The organism is Enterobacter sp. ECC-249, assembly GCF_043965265.1.
GTDB classification, from domain to species: Bacteria; Pseudomonadota; Gammaproteobacteria; order Enterobacterales; family Enterobacteriaceae; genus Enterobacter; species Enterobacter quasiroggenkampii.
In genome coordinates this window covers 2,010,964-2,028,008 of record NZ_CP143660.1, presented here as the reverse complement: position 1 = coordinate 2,028,008, position 17,045 = coordinate 2,010,964, and the positions used below count along the sequence as shown (strand labels likewise).

16 protein-coding genes are annotated in these 17,045 nt (G+C 54.8%); 2 read left to right on the top strand and 14 right to left on the bottom strand.

Going from position 1 to position 17,045, the window contains the following annotated elements; all coding sequences use genetic code 11:
* Positions 1 to 31: 31 nt before the first annotated feature.
* The 13 genes from V1587_RS09675 to gspC all read right to left on the bottom strand — a co-directional run bounded on the left by V1587_RS09675 (position 32) and on the right by gspC (position 13,867).
* A complete protein-coding gene (locus V1587_RS09675) occupies positions 32 to 2,800 on the bottom strand; it encodes a glycosyl hydrolase family 18 protein (RefSeq protein ID WP_395314574.1) in 2,769 nt (922 codons plus the stop codon).
* Between the two features lie 258 nt (positions 2,801 to 3,058).
* Positions 3,059 to 3,856 carry an A24 family peptidase gene (locus tag V1587_RS09670; RefSeq protein WP_371898445.1) on the bottom strand — a complete coding sequence of 266 codons (798 nt, stop codon included), beginning with the start codon at positions 3,854 to 3,856 and terminating at the stop codon, positions 3,059 to 3,061.
* Positions 3,853 to 4,338, bottom strand: a complete 486-nt coding sequence (gene gspM / locus V1587_RS09665; RefSeq protein ID WP_371898446.1) for a type II secretion system protein GspM — start codon at positions 4,336 to 4,338, stop codon at positions 3,853 to 3,855. The genes V1587_RS09670 and gspM overlap by 4 nt, the downstream gene beginning before the upstream one ends.
* Entirely contained in the window at positions 4,335 to 5,480 is a 1,146-nt protein-coding gene (gene gspL / locus V1587_RS09660; protein ID WP_371898447.1) for a type II secretion system protein GspL, read from the bottom strand. Before gspL ends, gspM begins: the two co-directional genes overlap by 4 nt.
* A 15-nt stretch (positions 5,481 to 5,495) precedes the next feature.
* Positions 5,496 to 6,515, bottom strand: a complete 1,020-nt coding sequence (gene gspK, locus V1587_RS09655; RefSeq protein ID WP_371898448.1) for a type II secretion system minor pseudopilin GspK — start codon at positions 6,513 to 6,515, stop codon at positions 5,496 to 5,498.
* Positions 6,512 to 7,192 carry a type II secretion system minor pseudopilin GspJ gene (gene gspJ, locus V1587_RS09650; RefSeq protein ID WP_371898449.1) on the bottom strand — a complete coding sequence of 227 codons (681 nt, stop codon included), beginning with the start codon at positions 7,190 to 7,192 and terminating at the stop codon, positions 6,512 to 6,514. The genes gspK and gspJ overlap by 4 nt, the downstream gene beginning before the upstream one ends.
* Positions 7,185 to 7,568 carry a type II secretion system minor pseudopilin GspI gene (gene gspI, locus V1587_RS09645; RefSeq protein WP_371898450.1) on the bottom strand — a complete coding sequence of 128 codons (384 nt, stop codon included), beginning with the start codon at positions 7,566 to 7,568 and terminating at the stop codon, positions 7,185 to 7,187. The genes gspJ and gspI overlap by 8 nt, the downstream gene beginning before the upstream one ends.
* Entirely contained in the window at positions 7,561 to 8,046 is a 486-nt protein-coding gene (gene gspH, locus V1587_RS09640) for a type II secretion system minor pseudopilin GspH (RefSeq protein WP_371898451.1), read from the bottom strand. The genes gspI and gspH overlap by 8 nt, the downstream gene beginning before the upstream one ends.
* A complete protein-coding gene (gene gspG / locus V1587_RS09635) occupies positions 8,046 to 8,495 on the bottom strand; it encodes a type II secretion system major pseudopilin GspG (RefSeq protein WP_029739462.1) in 450 nt (149 codons plus the stop codon). The genes gspH and gspG overlap by 1 nt, the downstream gene beginning before the upstream one ends.
* A gap of 2 nt (positions 8,496 to 8,497) precedes the next feature.
* The gene (gene gspF / locus V1587_RS09630; RefSeq protein WP_371898452.1) at positions 8,498 to 9,706 is read right to left on the bottom strand and encodes a type II secretion system inner membrane protein GspF; all 1,209 of its coding nucleotides are present in this window, start codon (positions 9,704 to 9,706) and stop codon (positions 8,498 to 8,500) included.
* Positions 9,706 to 11,184: a type II secretion system ATPase GspE gene (gspE, locus tag V1587_RS09625; RefSeq protein ID WP_023310951.1), complete on the bottom strand. Its 1,479-nt coding sequence runs from the start codon at positions 11,182 to 11,184 to the stop codon at positions 9,706 to 9,708. The genes gspF and gspE overlap by 1 nt, the downstream gene beginning before the upstream one ends.
* Before the next feature lie 12 nt (positions 11,185 to 11,196).
* A complete protein-coding gene (gene gspD / locus V1587_RS09620) occupies positions 11,197 to 13,122 on the bottom strand; it encodes a type II secretion system secretin GspD (RefSeq protein ID WP_371898453.1) in 1,926 nt (641 codons plus the stop codon).
* 13 nt (positions 13,123 to 13,135) lie between these two features.
* Complete coding sequence (gene gspC, locus V1587_RS09615) at positions 13,136 to 13,867, bottom strand: type II secretion system protein GspC (protein WP_371898549.1); 732 nt, start codon at positions 13,865 to 13,867, stop codon at positions 13,136 to 13,138.
* Between the two features lie 300 nt (positions 13,868 to 14,167).
* Between gspC and V1587_RS09610 the strand changes: the two genes are divergently transcribed.
* Positions 14,168 to 15,742 (top strand): peptidoglycan-binding protein, encoded by a 1,575-nt coding sequence (locus V1587_RS09610; protein WP_395314573.1) that lies wholly within the window; start codon positions 14,168 to 14,170, stop codon positions 15,740 to 15,742.
* The gene (locus V1587_RS09605; RefSeq protein WP_371898455.1) at positions 15,742 to 16,356 is read left to right on the top strand and encodes a hypothetical protein; all 615 of its coding nucleotides are present in this window, start codon (positions 15,742 to 15,744) and stop codon (positions 16,354 to 16,356) included. The genes V1587_RS09610 and V1587_RS09605 overlap by 1 nt, the downstream gene beginning before the upstream one ends.
* A 17-nt stretch (positions 16,357 to 16,373) precedes the next feature.
* Here V1587_RS09605 and V1587_RS09600 read toward each other — a convergent pair whose 3' ends face one another.
* Positions 16,374 to 16,997 (bottom strand): helix-turn-helix domain-containing protein, encoded by a 624-nt coding sequence (locus V1587_RS09600; RefSeq protein ID WP_371898456.1) that lies wholly within the window; start codon positions 16,995 to 16,997, stop codon positions 16,374 to 16,376.
* Positions 16,998 to 17,045: the final 48 nt, after the last annotated feature.

Here is a 17,045-nt window from a genome sequence, read left to right as displayed (position 1 = left end):
AGTTCCTTACCCGCATCGTTATGGCAGTGACTTATTTGCAGTCAGCCGCAGGGCCTTTTTTCACCCATACATCGCTGCTACCTGGTTTATCACCCTTCGTCCACCATTTTGCGGTGTAGGTGTAACCGTTGTAGGTAGTGGTGTCGCCGCCGTTATAGACCACGTCGGAGCGCCAGTTGAATTTCACCTGACTTACCAGCTCCCATGCATCCACACCGAAGCCCGGCTGGTTGCCCTGAGTCCAGTATTTTGCTTTCCAGACCAGGTTGTCGAAGCTGACGGTATTGCCGGCGTTGTAAACCTTGCTTGCGCTCCAGGCAGCGTATTTACTGGCGTTGGCGTCAACAGGCTTATCGCAGCTATTGGTGGCAGAACCTTCGTCAGACGGCGTATTGCCTTCATCGGATGGAGTATTACCTTCGTCAGACGGCGTGTTGCCTTCATCGGCAGGGGTGTTACCTTCGTCAGACGGCGTGTGGCCTTCATCGGAAGGGGTATTGCCTTCGTCAGACGGCGTTTCCGCCGCTTTAGGCGTTACCGTCACCTGTACGTTAGTCTGTACGCTGGACTTGCCGTCGCTTACCACCACGGTCAGCGTGTAAGTTGATTCCGCATCCACGTCCGGCGCGGTGATGTTCAGGTTCGCGGTGTCTGCGCCTGTCGCCTGCATATTCGCAGGAACGCTCCAGGAGTAGGTCAGCGCGTCGCCATCAGGATCGTTAGCCTGAGCGTGCAGCGAGTAGCTCTGGCCCGCTTCCAGCGTCACGGCTTCCATCTGATTCACGACCGGCGCCTGGTTTGCTTTCGGCGCTTTGTTCAAGACCTGGACGTCAGCGGTGCTGCTCAACCCTTTCGCGTCAGTGACCGTCAGGCGGAACGCCAGAGTCTGATTACTGGTGACAGCGGCAACGTTGAAGGTCGCTTTCGCTTTGGTGCTGTTGGTGATGGTCACCGACGGGCCAGAGATCTGCGTCCACTTGTAGGTGATGGCATCGCCATCCGGATCGGTGGAAGCCGAGCCATCCAGGGTCACCGTCGCCGGACCGGTTACGCTCTGGTCAGCGGCAGTCGCCACCGGCGCATGGTTGGTCACCACCGGATCAACCGGCGCAGCGCCACCGCCTGTCAGGCTTTCATTCATCGCGTTCAGAATGTCTCCGGTATCGGAGTCGATAGACCATGCAAACAGACCGCCCAGGTTTTTCGCCAGCACATACTGACCTTTCGCCGTTGCGGAACGCGCATCTTCATAGGTGATCAGATCGCCGGTGGTTTTGTTAAACAGATACGGCGCTTCAGCGGTAGCATCATAGTTGTATTCCCAGCCCGCTTTGCCTTTGTACTCGTTAACGATCTGACGATAGTCAACCACGCCAGGTTCCCAGGTCCCTTTCACCATGCCCGTTGCCGTGCCGGTGAACGGGTTGTTATTGCTGTAACCGTGAACGCCGGTCCAGCCGCGACCATACATGGCCGTCCCCACGACAATTTTGCCGGGCTGTACGCCCTGCGCGAGGAGCGCATTCACGCCGTTTTCGGTGGTGTAGTTGGTATCCGGTTTGTTCGCCGGTGCGCGCAACGCGTTCTGGTGACCCAGCTCGGTGTTGCTCCAGCCGCCGTAGAAGTCGTAGCTCATCAGGAAGATGTGATCCATGTACTGCTGGGCAGTGGTGTAATCCACGTCTTCAATTTTGTCGCTGCCAGAACCGATTGCTGAGGTCAGTTCAAAGGTACGGCCGGTTTCGGCTGACAGTTCATTCATCATGGTGCGCAGTTCGCGCATCAGTGCGGTATAAGTCTCTTTATCCTGCTGCGGGTTGCCCAGCGTTTCGTTCTGACCGCCGCCGCCCGGGAATTCCCAGTCGATGTCCACGCCGTCAAAGAATTTCCAGGTTTTCAGGAAATCTTTCACGGAAGCCACGAAGCGATCGCGGATCGCTTTGTCATGCATTTTGAAGAACGGATCGGAGAGGGTCCAGCCACCGATAGACGGCAGCACTTTCAGGCCCGGGTTGGCTTTCTTCATTGCCATCAGCTGGCCGAAGTTGCCTTTGTAGGGATCGTCCCAGCCGCTTACGCCAGCCTGAGGTTTCTGCAACGCGGCCCACGGGTCGTGAATCGCCACCTGGAAGTCCTGACGCCCCGCACAGGCGCGCTTAAGCGCTTCGAAGCTGTTACCGCCATCAATGGTTTTCAGGCTGTCGTTGATGCCGTCGCCGCCGCAGATTGGAATGAAGCCATACAGAATGTGGTTAAGGTTAGCCGCCGGGATTTTATCCACCGGGAAATTACGGTCATAAACGCCCCACTCAGGGAAATAGGCACCGACCACTTTATCGGTGTGCTTAGAAAGGGTTTTATTATTTTCCTGCATGGTGGTGTTGAGTGGCAGCAGATGGCTACCGTCGGTATCCGCGACGATAATCAGTTTGCTGGCGCTGGTGCTGCACCCGCTGGCATTGCAGAGTTCAACCGTTTCCTGGTAGCGACCGCCTTTCTTCACTTTAAAAGTAGCCGTGCCGGACATGCTGCCTGCACCGGTCCAGACGGTTTTGCCGTCGAGCAACACTTTCGCAGAAGTCGGCGCCGCGCCGCTCCAGACATCCCACTGCACTTTAACATCGGCGCCATCATGGACTTTGACGAGGCTGTTGTAAGCAGTAGCAGACTGATCAACCTCGACAATGGCAAATTTATCATTACCACTGGCGATAGTTGCTTTACCTGGCACGGCTGCGAACACCGGGCTTGCAGCCGCTGCAACGAAGAGTGCCAGATATTTAGGCTTCAGAAATTTCATTATTTGATCCTGATAATACGATTTGTGAAATTAAATACCCATGCTTTTCCATTAACATGGACAAACGTTATTTACTGATAAATTAATCGTGAACGTTTCTGGTTCGCGAAAGACTTTACTTATTATTGCGCTGTATTTCCCTCCATTCATAAAACCTTCGACAACTTTTTATTGCGTTGGGAAGAATACAGTAGGGAATTTATTTTCGCCTTTCATTCCCTCGATGAAAAAACTTCAGAAAAAACTTGACTGCATTATTTAAAAGATGAGAGGTGAAATTTTCGCGATAAATACAACCAGCCCGGAAAAAGCAATATAGGGGCCAAAGGAAATAAGGTTATTTTTATTCTCAAAGGGCTTTAGCAGACAATGCATAATAATGCCCCCCAGCGCCGCGATCAGCACAATAGAGGGTAACGCTTGCCAGCCGCACCAGGCGCCTAGCGCCGCCAGCAGCTTAAAATCACCATAACCTAATCCTTCCCGGCCGGTAAGCAGGCGGAATGCCCAGTAAACCAGCCAGAGCGACAGATATCCCGCCACCGCGCCATAGATGGCATCGGTCAACGGTAGCGTACGGAACAGGGCATGGAACATCAGCCCCGTCCACAGCAGCGGCTGGGTCAGGCAGTCCGGCAGCAGCATATGACGCGCATCGATCACCACCAGCGGCAGCAGCAGACTCCACATTACCCACAGCGCGATCAGCGCCAAAAACGACGGCGCCAGCGCGGCGCTGGCGGCAAAGAAGAGAGCGCTACAGACTTCCACCAGCAGCAGCCGCAGCGGAATCGCGCTTTGGCAGTGGCGACAGCGACCGCGCAGCGCACACCAGCTAATGATGGGAATATTTTCCCACGCGCTCAGGGCGTGGTGGCATTCCGGGCAGTGAGAGGCGGGAAACAGCAGATTGCCAGCCCCCTCTTCTTCCATTACCAGCGGCGGAATACGCTCCGCCACTACGCCCAGGAAACTGCCGATGATCGCGCCCAGCGCTCCGCTCATGACGCTCAGCCCCGGCAGATTCGCCTCCTGCAACAGCATTAGCGGGTTCATGCGCTTTCCGCCCAGCTCAGCGTAATATGCGCTTTCACGTCACTCTGACGATCCACCGGCGTTAACGCGAGTTTCTCCAGATGTATACCGGAAGAGACGTTCATCTCACGCAGCCAGTTTTGCAGGGCAGAAACGCTGACGCGCTCGACATCAAAGGTCAGCGACTGCTCTTCCTGACGCATGTTTGTCAACGCGACGTGCACGACTTTGGCACTTTCTTCCACCACGCTGCGCGGGTTCGGGGTATTGACCACTCTGGACTGGAGATGGTTTTTATCAATTTCCTGACGCATCCAGTTCAGCGTCTGCTTCTGCTTAAATAACACGGCCTCGTTATTTTTGATGAGTGTATCGAGCGGCATCATCGCGCCGTAATAAACCATCGCACAGCAGAGTGCTCCGCCACAGAGTTTAAATAAATTACGCTCGCGTGGACTGTAATTTTGCCAGCGGTTTTTTAACTGGGCTATTTGCGTTTTCATTTATAGCTCCCGGTAATAATGGCGGTATAAGGCGCCTCGCCGGAAATCGGCTGCATCGTAAATTCAAAGGTCTCGGCGCTGCGGGCGACAAAATCCAGCAGGGCCTGTTTATCCATGGATTTAACATTCAACGTCAGCTGATTTTGCGTTTCGTCATATTCCACGTTATTGATTTCCAGAGACGGCAATGACTGCCTGATTTGATTCAGCGCTTCGAGCTGCAGGAAGAACCCTTTCTTCGCCTTGCTAATATTTTGCCCGACGTAGTATTTCAGGTTGCTGGTCTGGCGCAGGGTCGGGAAATAGTGCTGCGCAACGGTGGCCATCTCCCGGTGGATCTCGTTTTGCTGATGAGTGAGCATCCACGCCATCCCAACGCGGGGGCCGATCAGCAGGCCGACGCAAAGCAGCGCCGCCGCCGCGAGAGCCGTTTTGGCGTGGCGAAAACGCGGACCGGTGGCGCTGCGTCCGGAAAACTCCCCGTGCAGCATGTTGATACGACAGCCCTGCCACTGGGGCTGAATCAGCACCAGCGGATGCTGCCACGCCAGCTGTTCATCCACCTGTACCCCCTGCGGCGCATCGCCGTAGCAGCACACCTCACCCTCCGGGCATTTACTCAACAGCAGCGGCAGCAGAACCGTATCGGCTTCGCCAGCGCTGCCATGGGAAAAACGCAGCCAGTAGCTCTCTTCCAGGCTCGCCAGCGTAGTGCCCCCTTCGCTCACCGGCAGCAGCCAGGCATCCGGCAGCGCCTGGGCCACCGTGAGCCCCGCCTGAGCGAACAGCTCTAGCCAGTGGCGCAGACGTTCAGCGTCGATGGCCACGGCATCCACTTCCGGCCCCTTTTTGTTCAGCACCGTCCAGTGCAGCGTATCCACCTCGCCGAGCAGCGTCTCTTCCGCCATCCACGAGAACTGTGCCGTCTGGGCGGAAAGCCCTTTTTTCGGCAGGGTAAAATGACGAAAGATCGTCTCGCTCGCCGGCAACAACAGGCACACCTGCTGAGAAAGCGGGTGACAGGAAAGTTCGCTCAGTGCGCTCCAGCCCGTCAGATATTCCACCCGATCGTTACCGGATTCACACCACCAGATTTTGCCGTCCTCACGGGTATCGGGACGAATAAAAAGCACCTTTTTCATTATCTTCTACTTATCTTATTCAACCATTCGGTAGCGGCGTTGCCAGGTCACGACCTTGCCAGCCTCACTGTCAACGTGAATCTGACTGACGACGCGCAGCGTTAAATCATCGGTATTGCCGGTGGTATCCACCCGAAAATAGCGACTGTTGACCGCAACCCTGTCCTGAATCTGCGCCAGGATATCTTTGGTCTGCGGATAGTTGCTCTCCAGCACTTTGCTGAATGCCTCCAGCGACGCCCACCCCTCCTCCGGGCGTGAATCGATCAGGCGTGCAGCGTCGTCCGTGTTTAACACGCCGGTAAAAACCGCCGCCAGCAGCGGCGCCTGTTCGCGTGTTAAGGTATTCACGTTTATGGTGCCATCCGTATCCGGCAAGGCGCACAGCAGCTTGCTGGCCTTCGGCCACGCGGCCTGCGGAAAGGCGGGCAGCAGTCTGATTTCGTTGATGGTGCGCATCATTTGATTCGCCGGACCGCGGGCGGGCGTCACGCTCGCCCAGACATCGGCCTCCTGGCCCTGTTTCGCCGTCACGTTGTCGGCGTCAAGATAATCAACCAGTTGCTGGTAAATCTCTTCTGCCGCCAGCGTCCCGACGCCACTTTCTGTCAGCAGTTGTTCGATAATCTGCTCTTTGACCGGTTTTTCCGGCAGCGCAGTGGCGTCGGCCGGCGCCGCTGGCGCCGCGTCAACGGCCAGCAGACTATTGACGTTAAAGCAGGTCCGGGCATCCTCCACCTGACTCACCACGGTGTAATTTTCCCCGTGGGTTTCCAGCGGCTGCGCCCAGTCACCTCGCGGCGACAGCCCCGCCCCTTCTGAACTGGCCGCTTTCTGCAATACGTTTTCCAGTACCTTCTGTTGACGGGCAATGGCCCAGCGCAGCGTCTGCTGGCTGACCTGATAATGCGTTTTTTGCAGGTGTCGGCAGAACTGCTGACTGATTTTCGCAGCCAGGGCGGACATCATCACCAGCAGGATCAGCACCACCAGCAGCGCCACGCCACGCTCTTTTCGCGCTGTTTTGCCGCTCATGAACTCACTCCAGGATGTACTGCCGTATCGGTCTGCGGGGTGGTTACGGGCTGGGCCGCATTCTCCGCTGCCGGCTGTGCCGGGTCCGCATTCGTCTCTTTTGGTGCGGTCTGGATCTCAGGCATATCGCCGGGAGTGATAAAAACCCAGCGCCAGGTTTCCCCGTTTTCCATGGTCAGATTCAGCTCAACGCCATCAGGCTGATGGGCGATGTCGGTCCATTTTTCCTGCCAGCCTTCGTGCCAGAAGCGCCATTTCATCGCTTTCACGTCGTTCAGAATCGGCACTTCTTCCGGCTGCGCGCTGGCGGGACCGTCGATAGCAGCCCAGACGTTACGCCACAGGCGCTTGTCCTTTAAGGTCCAGCGCACCCGCTCCAGCAGCACCTGACCGCTGATGCCGTTCAGGGTTGTCATTTCCACACCATTCTGCTGCTGGACGAACACCTCGCCGCTGTTGCGCGGCGCGCGCGCCTGTTGCTGATAAAAGTCACGCGAGAGGAGGTTGTACGTGCGTTGAAGCGCTGTCACTTTTGTCGCCGCCTCGTCGCTGGCCGTCGAGGTGCGCATCGCGCCGTCGAGAATTTGCCAAGCGAGAATGCTGATCACCGCGAAGATAGCCAGCGCAATCATAATTTCCAGCAGGGTAAAGCCCTGCTGACGCTGCACCTTACTCACGATTCACCTCCGGTTCGGCGAGCTGAAGCGCCACCACCGGCTGCGCATCGCTTCCTTCGCTGTAAACCCGTACCTCATCGACAAAGGTATTTTCGGCGGTTTTCACCCGCTGGATATGCCATGTCCAGGTTTGTCCGCCCATGGTTTCGGTACCCTCCTGCTCGGCATCCGGGAAATCGGCCTGAGCCAGCTGCGCTTGCGCCAGTTGATTTTCCGCCACCCAGCCGGCCTGTAGCGTTTCCGACAGGCTGTGGGTAAAGCGCACGTTCAGGGTGACGGAGTTCATCAGCGCCAGCGCCGCGGTGGAGAAAATCACCAGCGCCACCATCACTTCCAGCAGGGTCATCCCCTGCTCGTTGGTTTTGCGTTTAGTCATCGTTTTCCACCACCACGGGAACAGAGCCCTGTGACGTCACGTGAAAGCGCTGCTTTTTATCCAGGCTTTCGAGGCTGAGCGTGAAGCGGCTAAGCTCGCCGTCCGGCAAAAAAATGATTTGCGGCTCATCGTCCAGCGTGGCCGCCAGCGTTCGCGATGAGAGGGAGACATGCATCTCCTCAGGAAACTCGCCGCGGGTGGCGATCCGCCCCGACTTTAACGGTGCCCAGTGGCGTTCACCGTTATTTCCAACCTGTGTTACCAGTTCAAATTCTGACGAGGTCATGACCAGCCCGACGATATTTCCGTCCATTACCGCACGGTCAGAACCATATTCAACGAGGGATTTTAGCTGCTGACCAAATGTATCTGCGCCGCTGCGTGATGGAATGGTAGTGACCACCATCATGGCGCTCAGGGCGAATATCACCAGCGCCACGATAATTTCCAGCAGGGTAAATCCACGTTGCTTATTCATTACTTATCTTTTTTATCAAAAGACCAGTTGCTGATATCGTCGGCAGTATTTGCTTCTGCATCCGGACCGGCTGAGAAAATATCGACAGCGCCATGCTCACCCGGGCTGACCAGAATATAGTCATTGCCCCATGGATCCTGCGGCAGGCGGCGAATATAGCCGTCGTCACGGTAGCCTTTCGGAATGGGTGCAATTTCAGGTTTGGTTACCAGCGCCTGCAACCCCTGCTCGGTGGTCGGGTAGCGATGGTTATCCAGTTTGTACATATCCAGCGAACCTTCCAGCGCCACAATATCGCTGGTCGCTTTCTGAATATCGGCTTTTTCTTTATTGCCCATTAAATTAGGCACAACCATACTGGCCAGCACACCGAGAATAACGATAACCACCATTAATTCGAGCAGCGTGAATCCCGCCTGACGCTTCAGGCTATTTTTTTTCAAAGACATGATTAACCCACCATATTATTAAGTTGAAGAAGCGGTTGTAATATTGAAAGAACGATAAATAAAACAACGGTCGCCATAGTTACTACCAGTGCCGGTTCAAATACCGACAGCGTTAAAGTAATTCGATGCTGTAATGCAGATTCCTGGTTTTCCGCCGCACGATCCATCAACGAGCCCAGCTCGCCGCTCTCCTCCCCGGAAGCCACCATGTAAAGCATGGTAGGTGGGAAAATCCTCGCCTGTTCCAGCGCGTTGTAGAGGGATGCCCCCTGACGCACGGTGTCCGCCGCCTGTTCAAGCACCTGCCGGGCATAGAGGTTTTCAATCCCGTCCATTGCGATGTACATCCCTTCCAGCAACGGAACGCTGCTGGCCTGCAAAATACTCAGCGTACGGATGTAGCGCGCGCTGTTGATGGCGCAGACCAGTTTTTTCAGCGGTGACTTTAGCAACAGCCACCGATGATAAACAAATCGGTTCTTTTCTATTTTTATCCAAAATTTAAAGCTCGCCGACGCCCCGAACAGGCCGCTGGCGATAACGATGCCCCAGGCCTGTAAAAAGTCGCTCACCGCAATCAGCGTGCGGGTGGTCACCGGCAGCTCTTGTTTCATGTGGGTGAACTGGTCGATGACCTGCGGCACCACGGCGACCAGCAGAATGGAGATCACCGCGATCGCCACCACCGTCAGGGTGATGGGGTAGACCATCGCCTGGGTGAGCTTGCTTTTCATCTTCTGGCGCTGCTCGTTGTACTCGGCGAGCTTTTCCAGTACGCCACCGAGATGACCGGTCTTTTCACCGGCCATCACCAGGGTGCAGTAGAGCTTGTCGAAGCTGCGCGGAAACTGGCTGAAGGCGTCGAACAGCGTGTGACCTTCCACAATCTTGTCGCGGATCTCGGTCACCATCGCCGCCAGGGTTTTATCTTCCGTCTGCTTCGCAATCGCTTTCAGCGCACTCTCCAGCGGCAGCGCGGCATTAACCAGCGTCGCAAGCTGTCGGGTAAACATCGACAGCACCGGAATCGACAGTTTTGCCCCTTTACGGGCGTTTTTTCCCGCCGCCGGATCGCTGGTCGGCGCAATGTTCACCGGCATCAGCTTCTGTTCGCGCAGCATCTGGCGCACCTGCTTTGGCCCTTCGGCCTGCAGGGTGCCGCGCTGGGTTTTCCCCGCGGCGTCCTTCGCGGACCACGCATACCAGGCCATTACGCATCCCCTCCGCGCTCGGCGGTGACACGCATCACCTCTTCCAGCGAGGTCACGCCGGAGATCACCTTCAGCAGACCGTTTTCACGCAGGCTGTAGGCCTCTTTGAAAAGCTGCGTTTCGATGGACATCTCATCTTTATCTTCATGGATCGCACGGCGCATGGCGCTGTCGACCACCAGAAATTCATGGATGCCTGCGCGTCCCTGGTAGCCGCTCTGGCGACACTGTTCACAGCCCACGGCGCGATAAATCGCTTTCGGCGGCGTTTCCATAAAGGTGAACAGCGCTTTCTCATTGTCATCCAGCGGACTGGTCGTGCGACAGTGCGGACACAGCCGACGCACCAGACGCTGAGCAATGACGCCAAGCAGCGACGAACCAATTAAAAATGACTCCAGCCCCATATCACGCAGACGGGTAATGGCGCCCGCGGCACTGTTGGTGTGCAGCGTGGACATCACCAGGTGACCGGTGAGCGAGGCCTGTACCGCGATTTGCGCGGTTTCGCCGTCACGAATTTCCCCGATCATCACTACGTCCGGGTCCTGGCGCAGAATGGCGCGCAGCCCGCGTGCAAAGGTCATATCCACGCGCGGGTTAACCTGGGTTTGCCCTACGCCTTCCAGTTCATATTCGATCGGATCTTCCACGGTCAGAATGTTGCGTTCATGACCGTTAAGCGCCGACAGCAGTGCGTACAGGGTGGTACTTTTCCCCGAACCGGTCGGGCCGGTCACCAGGATGATGCCGTGCGGACGTTCAATCAGTCCCTTTAGCTTCACCAGCTCTTCGTCAATCAGACCGAGCTTGTTGATGTCCGGCTTAAGGTTACTTTTGTCCAGCAGACGCATTACCACGCGTTCGCCGTACTGAGACGGAATAGTAGAGACACGCACGTCAATGGCCTTACGACCAATGCGCAGAGATATACGACCGTCCTGGGGGAGACGTTTTTCGGCGATGTCCAGTTTGGACATCACCTTGATACGCGACACCAGCAGCGGCGCGAGCTTGCGCGCCGGCTGCAGCACCGGACGCAGCACGCCGTCAACGCGAAAACGAATGCTCAGGGTGCGCTCGAAGGTCTCGATATGGATATCGGAAGCCCCCTCTTTCACCGCTTCGCCCATAATGGCGTTGATCAGGCGGATCACCGGCGAGTTCTCGTCGTTATCGAGCAGATCTTCGTTATCAGGGATCTCCTCGGTTAACGCCATCAGGTCAATATCGGCGTCCATGTCGTCCACCAGCTGCTGCGAGACGCCGCTGTTTTGCTGCCAGATGTTGGTCAGCAGTTCGTCAAACGCTTCCGCCGTCAGGATCGTCGGAGCATAGGAGCGCCCCAGCACGCGGCGCATCTCCAGCAGAGCATACGCCTGCGCATCCTCGCGGATATAAACCTCGTCGTTATAGAACAGGACCCCGTTCTCTTTCGCCCAGGTGCTGGTACAGAGCGCATTACTCATCTCGGTCATGTCGCTTGCGCCTTATTCTTTAAACGGGTTGCGGGACGACACCGGCGCACTGGTGCTTACCGGCGCGGCGCGGCTCTGCGACGGATAGGCTGGCAGTATCGGTGAATCAGAATTCTCTACGATGCCCAGCTTATGCTCTTCCATACGCTGCTGCTGACGCGCCTGGATCTGATCGTATTTCTCTTTCGACGCCGCGCTGTAGTTGTCATCGTCGCGCAGTACGGTAGTGTGGATAAACACCATCAGGTTACGTTTGGCGCTGTCCTGGGAGGTGTAGCGGAACAGCTGACCTACCACCGGAATATCGCCCAACAACGGTACTTTCGAGACCGACTGTTTGGTGACGTTTTCCATCAAACCACCCAGCACCACCGTCTGCCCGCTGTGGACCATCACTTCGTTGTTGATGGTGCGGGTGTTGAACGTTGGACCCAGGCTGGCATCGGCCGTCGAGGTGTTATCCACGCTGGAAACTTCCTGCTCGATCTTCAGATGGATCATGTCGCCATCGTTGATCTGCGGTACGATTTTCAGCTTCGTACCGACGGTTTTACGTTCCACCGAGTTAAAGACGTTATCGCCGCTGGTGGTCTGTGAACCGGAGAGTACCGGTACATCCTGACCGACGTTGAACGACGCCTCTTTGTTATCCAGCGTCACCACGCTCGGTGTCGAAAGAATGTCGTTTTTGCCGTTAGTGGACAGCGCCGTCATCAGCGCGCCAAAGTCGCCGTTAAAGAAACCGGTCGCCAGGCCCGTATAGCTGCCAATGACTTTTGACTTCTTGATCTGGCTAATCGGCAGACCGGTCGAACCAAACTGAACCCCACCGTGTTTACTTGTCCACTGCACGCCCAGATCCAGACCGTTACCGTCCTGAACTTCGGCGATAATCGCCTCCACCAGTACCTGAGGACGGCGAATATCCAGCTTGTCGATCACTTTTTCCAGCGAATTCATGACGTTTGGCTGGGCGGTGATCACCAGCGAATTGGTAGACTCGTCGGCGGAAATATTCAGATCGCCTGCCATCGGCGCGGCTTTGCTCTTGCCACCGCCAACTTTATCCTTCAATTGCTCGCCGATCCCCGTCAGCACCGGCACCACTTTGCTGGCGTTGGCATATTTCAGGTAGAAGACGCGGGTGTTGCCCTCGTTGTTCTGCTCGCGATCGAGCTGGGAGATCAGCATTCGGGTGCGCTGACGCGCGTCCGGGCTGCCGCTGATTACCAGGCTGTTGGTTTCATCGTCGGCGACCACTTTGGTCGACAGCTGCGGGGCGTTTTGACCTTTCTGCTCTTCGTTGTTGAGGTTGTTCAACATGTCAGAAAGCTCTTTGGCCGAGGAAAAACGCAGTGGCACGATTTCACGGCGCTGGACGCCGCTTTGATCCACACGCTGCACCAGATCCACCAGACGGTTAACCACCGAGGCTTTGCCGGTTAACAGCAGCACGTTTGACGGTTCAAAATGGACCACATTGCCGATGCCGGAGGCGTCGTTCAGCTGACGCAACAGGGGGGCCAGCTCACGTACCGGGACGTTCTCCATTCGCACCACGCGGGTGATGACTTCGTCGCCCTTGCCAGGGTTTTTGCTGTCGGCAATCGGTGCGCCCGACATGCGCGCCACCGAAGAGCGCACGACTTTCACCATCCCGTTATCCATCGGAATCACCGACAGACCATAGAGATCCAGCACGCTCAGGAAGAACTGGTAATATTCATCTTCCGTCAGTACGTTGTAGGTGCGAACCGACACCGTTCCCTGAACGGAAGGATCGACCAGAATGGTTTTATTGAGGTTACGCCCGACGGTATCGATAAATTCGCGGACATCGGTATTTTTAAAACTGGCGCTAAAGTTCGCCGCGAACAGCGAACCAGAATATAACGACAATGCGGTTAGCGCTACGCACGCCCATGGAAATTTCTTCATGTCTGTACACTTATTAATTGTTTAGAACATTGACCCGAATATTTTCAAGGTGAGCGTGACGCCGAATAACGACATCCGCTTCTTTCATTTTTGACCAGCGGGCGATGAGCTCTTTTGCCTGCGCCTCTTTAGTCATATCCACATCGTCAACTTTTACCACCACATCACCTTTTTCCAGGCCAGCATGGCTGTAGAAAGGCGACGCATTGCGTGGATTAATGTTGTAGCCTTCCAGCTGGCCTTTTTCGATTAATGGTTTTAACACCAGATAATCATCCAGATGCAGATTATCCAGCCCAGCATCTTTCTTCGATTTGGTTACCGGGGCGCTGTCAACGCCGCCTTTGAAATAGTCTGGTTTTTTAAGTGAAATAACCTGCGGTGCGCCTTCATAATTCACCACAACATTATCAGGATGAATTTCGGCAATAAAAGCATTGTCAAAACCAGCGAGCATTTCGCCCTCGCGATAGCTCTTTTGCCCGGCGGGGGTTTTTATCACCGCAAAGGACAGCCAGGCCTCATCGCTGCTGAGAATACCTTCGATTTCGGCACTGAGCGGCTTTTTCACCGCCGCTGGCTGTTTCGCTGGCATCACCGCCGGCGTGAAAAGTACAAACTGAGTTTCATCGTGACTTTTTTTGTGCATATTCTTTTTTGAATCAGACAACCTGTTCGTCACTTTCTTATAATCTTTATAAACCATATACCCTTGCTGGCCGCAGAAAATAAGCAGCACAAACATGACGCAGGGCATAATCAATTGAGTAACAAATGACATCCGCATTTTTTAACGAGCCTTTCTGCCAGTCAGTAATTCACAGCGCAGGGCTGTATGAGTGAGTGATGTAAATACTAATGTGTTTCCTCGCTCCCGCCCATTCGCACTTCCGCTAACAATAATTTAGAAAAATATTGATCGTTAAAAAAACCTATGATAGATGCGCAGACAGAATATTTTTATCCTGCAATTAAATTGCCCCTTCCGCCTGTCTCCTTTACTTTTCCGGCTCCTTGTTAAGAATGAAAGAGACGGTAATACGCTATGTATATGCGCCATTTTAATTTCACTACCCAGCCTTTCCGGGCTATCACCCGAATGCCAGGTGATTTTTTTGTTCCATATCATCAGGATGTGTTCGGTTTGCTGAAAGAGAAGTGCCAGACAACAGGCGTCACTGCGCTCTTTAGCGACGACAGCTATCTCACCTCACAGTTTTGCGATGCGCTGAAAAAGCATGACGGCACGCTGCTTGCCGTTAACGCTTTCCCGAAACTCAGCGCCAGCGGTCTGCTCTATAAACTCAACGCCACCACTAAAGAGAGCAAAACCCGGATCCAGGCAATCGATCGCGTGCTGCGTCAGTGGCAGGAGGAGATGCTGTCCTGCAAAACCACACGTAAAGTGCTGGTCATTTCGCATATTCAGTCGATGAAAGCGAATTGCCATGATGCACTGTCCATGTTGTTAACCCGCGCGCAGGAGCTGGATGTGCCTCTGTCGGTTGTGCTGATGGGATCGGCCGACCAGGAAGCTACCCTCCAGCAGTCCGGGTTGCGTGAATCTCTTCATACGCATCACACGCTCCGGCCCCTCACCGGCCGCGAGTCCCTGAGCTATGTTCAGGCCCAGTGTGAAGCGCATGGCAGCGACGCGACGCCGTTCACCCGGGCCCGCGTGCGCAAGATGCATGTTCTGACCAAAGGACAGACAGGCAAAATTAACGAGCTGGCGCACCTTGCGATGCTAGCCGCCTGGACCGAGCGTTCAGCGCAGGTATCGCCGCGCCATCTGCGCCTCGCCGCAGGAGAAGTTCTGCCTGCGAAACCGAAGGGTAAACGCCTTGCCATCATGGGCCTTTTTGCCTCTGTAATGTTTGCCGCCTGCGGCTGGGCATTGATGCCCACCATTACCGCCAGACTGCCGGTCCAGCTGCCCGTAATGGCAAGCTGGAAACCGCAGGCGCCAAAAACCAACGCCCCAGCGGTGCCGGTTATTGATAATGAAGTGGTGAATAAGCCCGATGCGATGCATCAGCTCTATACCATGTGGGGCTATGACGCCACGATGGAAGAGGCGGTCTGCCAGAACGCCGGGAGGGTCAACCTGATGTGTAAGGAGGGCAACGCTCCGGTCGAGGAGCTGGCAAAAGAGGGTTACCCGTGGATCGGCGAGATCAAAACAGGCGATCACCTGAACTATGCCGTGGTGGCCAGAGTAGATGATAACTCGCTGGATTTGCTGATGAATAATCGCACCTGGCAGGTGAGCCGCAGCTGGTTTACCCAGCATGCAACGGGCAATTACACCCAATTGCACCGCCTTACGCCGCAGGGGAAAGATGCCGTGAGCGCCGAAAGCAGCGCCAAAGATCTGGGCTGGATGGATCAGCAGCATAGCCTGGCGCTGAATCTGCCCGAAATCCACACAAAGGCGTGGACGGCCGAACTGATGCAACGCACCCGCGAGTTTCAGCAGAAAATGCATCTGCATGTGGACGGGATTGCGGGTGAAGATACATTGATGCAGTTAATGCGTGAAACCAGGACTACGCCAAGCGTACTTATTCAGTCCGCAAATATATCTGCGACCCCCACCGCGCAGGAGATGCATTCATAATGTCGACGATTACTCTGGCTGCCCAGCGCAGCCATACCCTGAACGCACCGGTCTGGTTTTCTTACCGGCGCCCCTCGATGAAAAAAGTGGTCTGTGCCACCCTGATATGGATGGTGGGAATAGTGATGGCGATCGCAGCGGGACTCTACGCTCATCTCTACTGGGATCTGCGCCATCCGGTACCTGAGCCAATCAAAGCTAGCGCCGTTAAGCCAGAAACGAAGCTATCGGATATGCATTATGTCTATGTCAGTAAACCGTTCCCGCAGCCTGAACAAAAGCAAGAACCGGTGTCAAAAGAGATGCCGCCGCTGCAGGAGATGCCCGTTGATAGCGGCGATGCCGACTGGCAGCAGGCGCCCGACGGTGAAATGCCGCATGATATTTCCCGGGATCCATTGCAAGGGACAGAAGTGAACAATTCTGCTATCCCCGATCGGGATAATACCGGTCAGACAGTTGATGACGGGGCGATCAAGGCATTATTGATGAAGGCGTTAAAAGAGCAGGAAAAAGATTATTCGCAGGGGAAAATGCCCGCGCCCCCAGTGGATGAAACCACGGCAGGAACGCAGGCAAATAATTTACTGAAACATAGTCCCCCTTTCAGTTAAAAAGGAGATAAAAGCAGTTAATACTTCTCCGGCAGTGCCGACAAATGCATAAGACGGCCTTTATTAACCTGAATATAATTACCTTTTTTCAGGTCGGCGAGGATTTTAATAATCGTACTCCGGGCCAGACTGGTATATTCCTGAATATAGTCGTAAATATTGATATCGCGCTGATGGTGCACAATCAGTTCGTTAATTTCCAGCAAGAACTCGCGAACAATCGAGTACGCGCTGCGGGCTACCAGCACTTCGTCACGCTTGCTGAGCAGACAAACGTACCAGGAAAGAACTTTACTCAAGGCTTCCCACAGGTTTTTCTCGCTTATCAGACGGACAAAGTCATCTTTTTTAATGGTGCGCACTACGGCATTGGCACGAACCAGGCCGTACATATGCGGTGAGTTATAATAAATAGAAGAGAGACCAAAAATACATTTATCCTGTAAGGTGAACATACACAGTTCATCCGACTCGCGGCGGAATTCAACTTCACCGCTAACGATAAAATGAATATATTCGCTGTTCTCGGTACTGATACGCTGCCATTTGCGTAAGGTTCTTTCTTCAAAACCTTCAGTCGCCGCGATAAGGGCATCAAGTTCTGCTTGTGGACGGCTATTTTTACTGTAGATACTTAACATAGTTATACCTGTTAATATTAAATTGAAAAAGGTGAACGTGTGCAATCA

What these genes read in the sequence shown, in the direction of transcription:
- V1587_RS09600 (WP_371898456.1), bottom strand. Translation starts at nt 16,997, where the DNA reads ATGTTAAGTATCTACAGTAAAAATAGCCGTCCACAAGCAGAACTTGAT.
- gspI (WP_371898450.1), bottom strand. Translation starts at nt 7,568, where the DNA reads ATGACTAAACGCAAAACCAACGAGCAGGGGATGACCCTGCTGGAAGTG.
- gspL (WP_371898447.1), bottom strand. Translation starts at nt 5,480, where the DNA reads ATGAAAAAGGTGCTTTTTATTCGTCCCGATACCCGTGAGGACGGCAAA.
- gspM (WP_371898446.1), bottom strand. Translation starts at nt 4,338, where the DNA reads ATGAAAACGCAAATAGCCCAGTTAAAAAACCGCTGGCAAAATTACAGT.
- gspD (WP_371898453.1), bottom strand. Translation starts at nt 13,122, where the DNA reads ATGAAGAAATTTCCATGGGCGTGCGTAGCGCTAACCGCATTGTCGTTA.
- gspK (WP_371898448.1), bottom strand. Translation starts at nt 6,515, where the DNA reads ATGAGCGGCAAAACAGCGCGAAAAGAGCGTGGCGTGGCGCTGCTGGTG.
- gspE (WP_023310951.1), bottom strand. Translation starts at nt 11,184, where the DNA reads ATGACCGAGATGAGTAATGCGCTCTGTACCAGCACCTGGGCGAAAGAG.
- V1587_RS09675 (WP_395314574.1), bottom strand. Translation starts at nt 2,800, where the DNA reads ATGAAATTTCTGAAGCCTAAATATCTGGCACTCTTCGTTGCAGCGGCT.
- gspC (WP_371898549.1), bottom strand. Translation starts at nt 13,867, where the DNA reads ATGTTTGTGCTGCTTATTTTCTGCGGCCAGCAAGGGTATATGGTTTAT.
- V1587_RS09670 (WP_371898445.1), bottom strand. Translation starts at nt 3,856, where the DNA reads ATGAACCCGCTAATGCTGTTGCAGGAGGCGAATCTGCCGGGGCTGAGC.
- V1587_RS09610 (WP_395314573.1), top strand. Translation starts at nt 14,168, where the DNA reads ATGTATATGCGCCATTTTAATTTCACTACCCAGCCTTTCCGGGCTATC.
- gspF (WP_371898452.1), bottom strand. Translation starts at nt 9,706, where the DNA reads ATGGCCTGGTATGCGTGGTCCGCGAAGGACGCCGCGGGGAAAACCCAG.
- V1587_RS09605 (WP_371898455.1), top strand. Translation starts at nt 15,742, where the DNA reads ATGTCGACGATTACTCTGGCTGCCCAGCGCAGCCATACCCTGAACGCA.
- gspG (WP_029739462.1), bottom strand. Translation starts at nt 8,495, where the DNA reads ATGTCTTTGAAAAAAAATAGCCTGAAGCGTCAGGCGGGATTCACGCTG.
- gspH (WP_371898451.1), bottom strand. Translation starts at nt 8,046, where the DNA reads ATGAATAAGCAACGTGGATTTACCCTGCTGGAAATTATCGTGGCGCTG.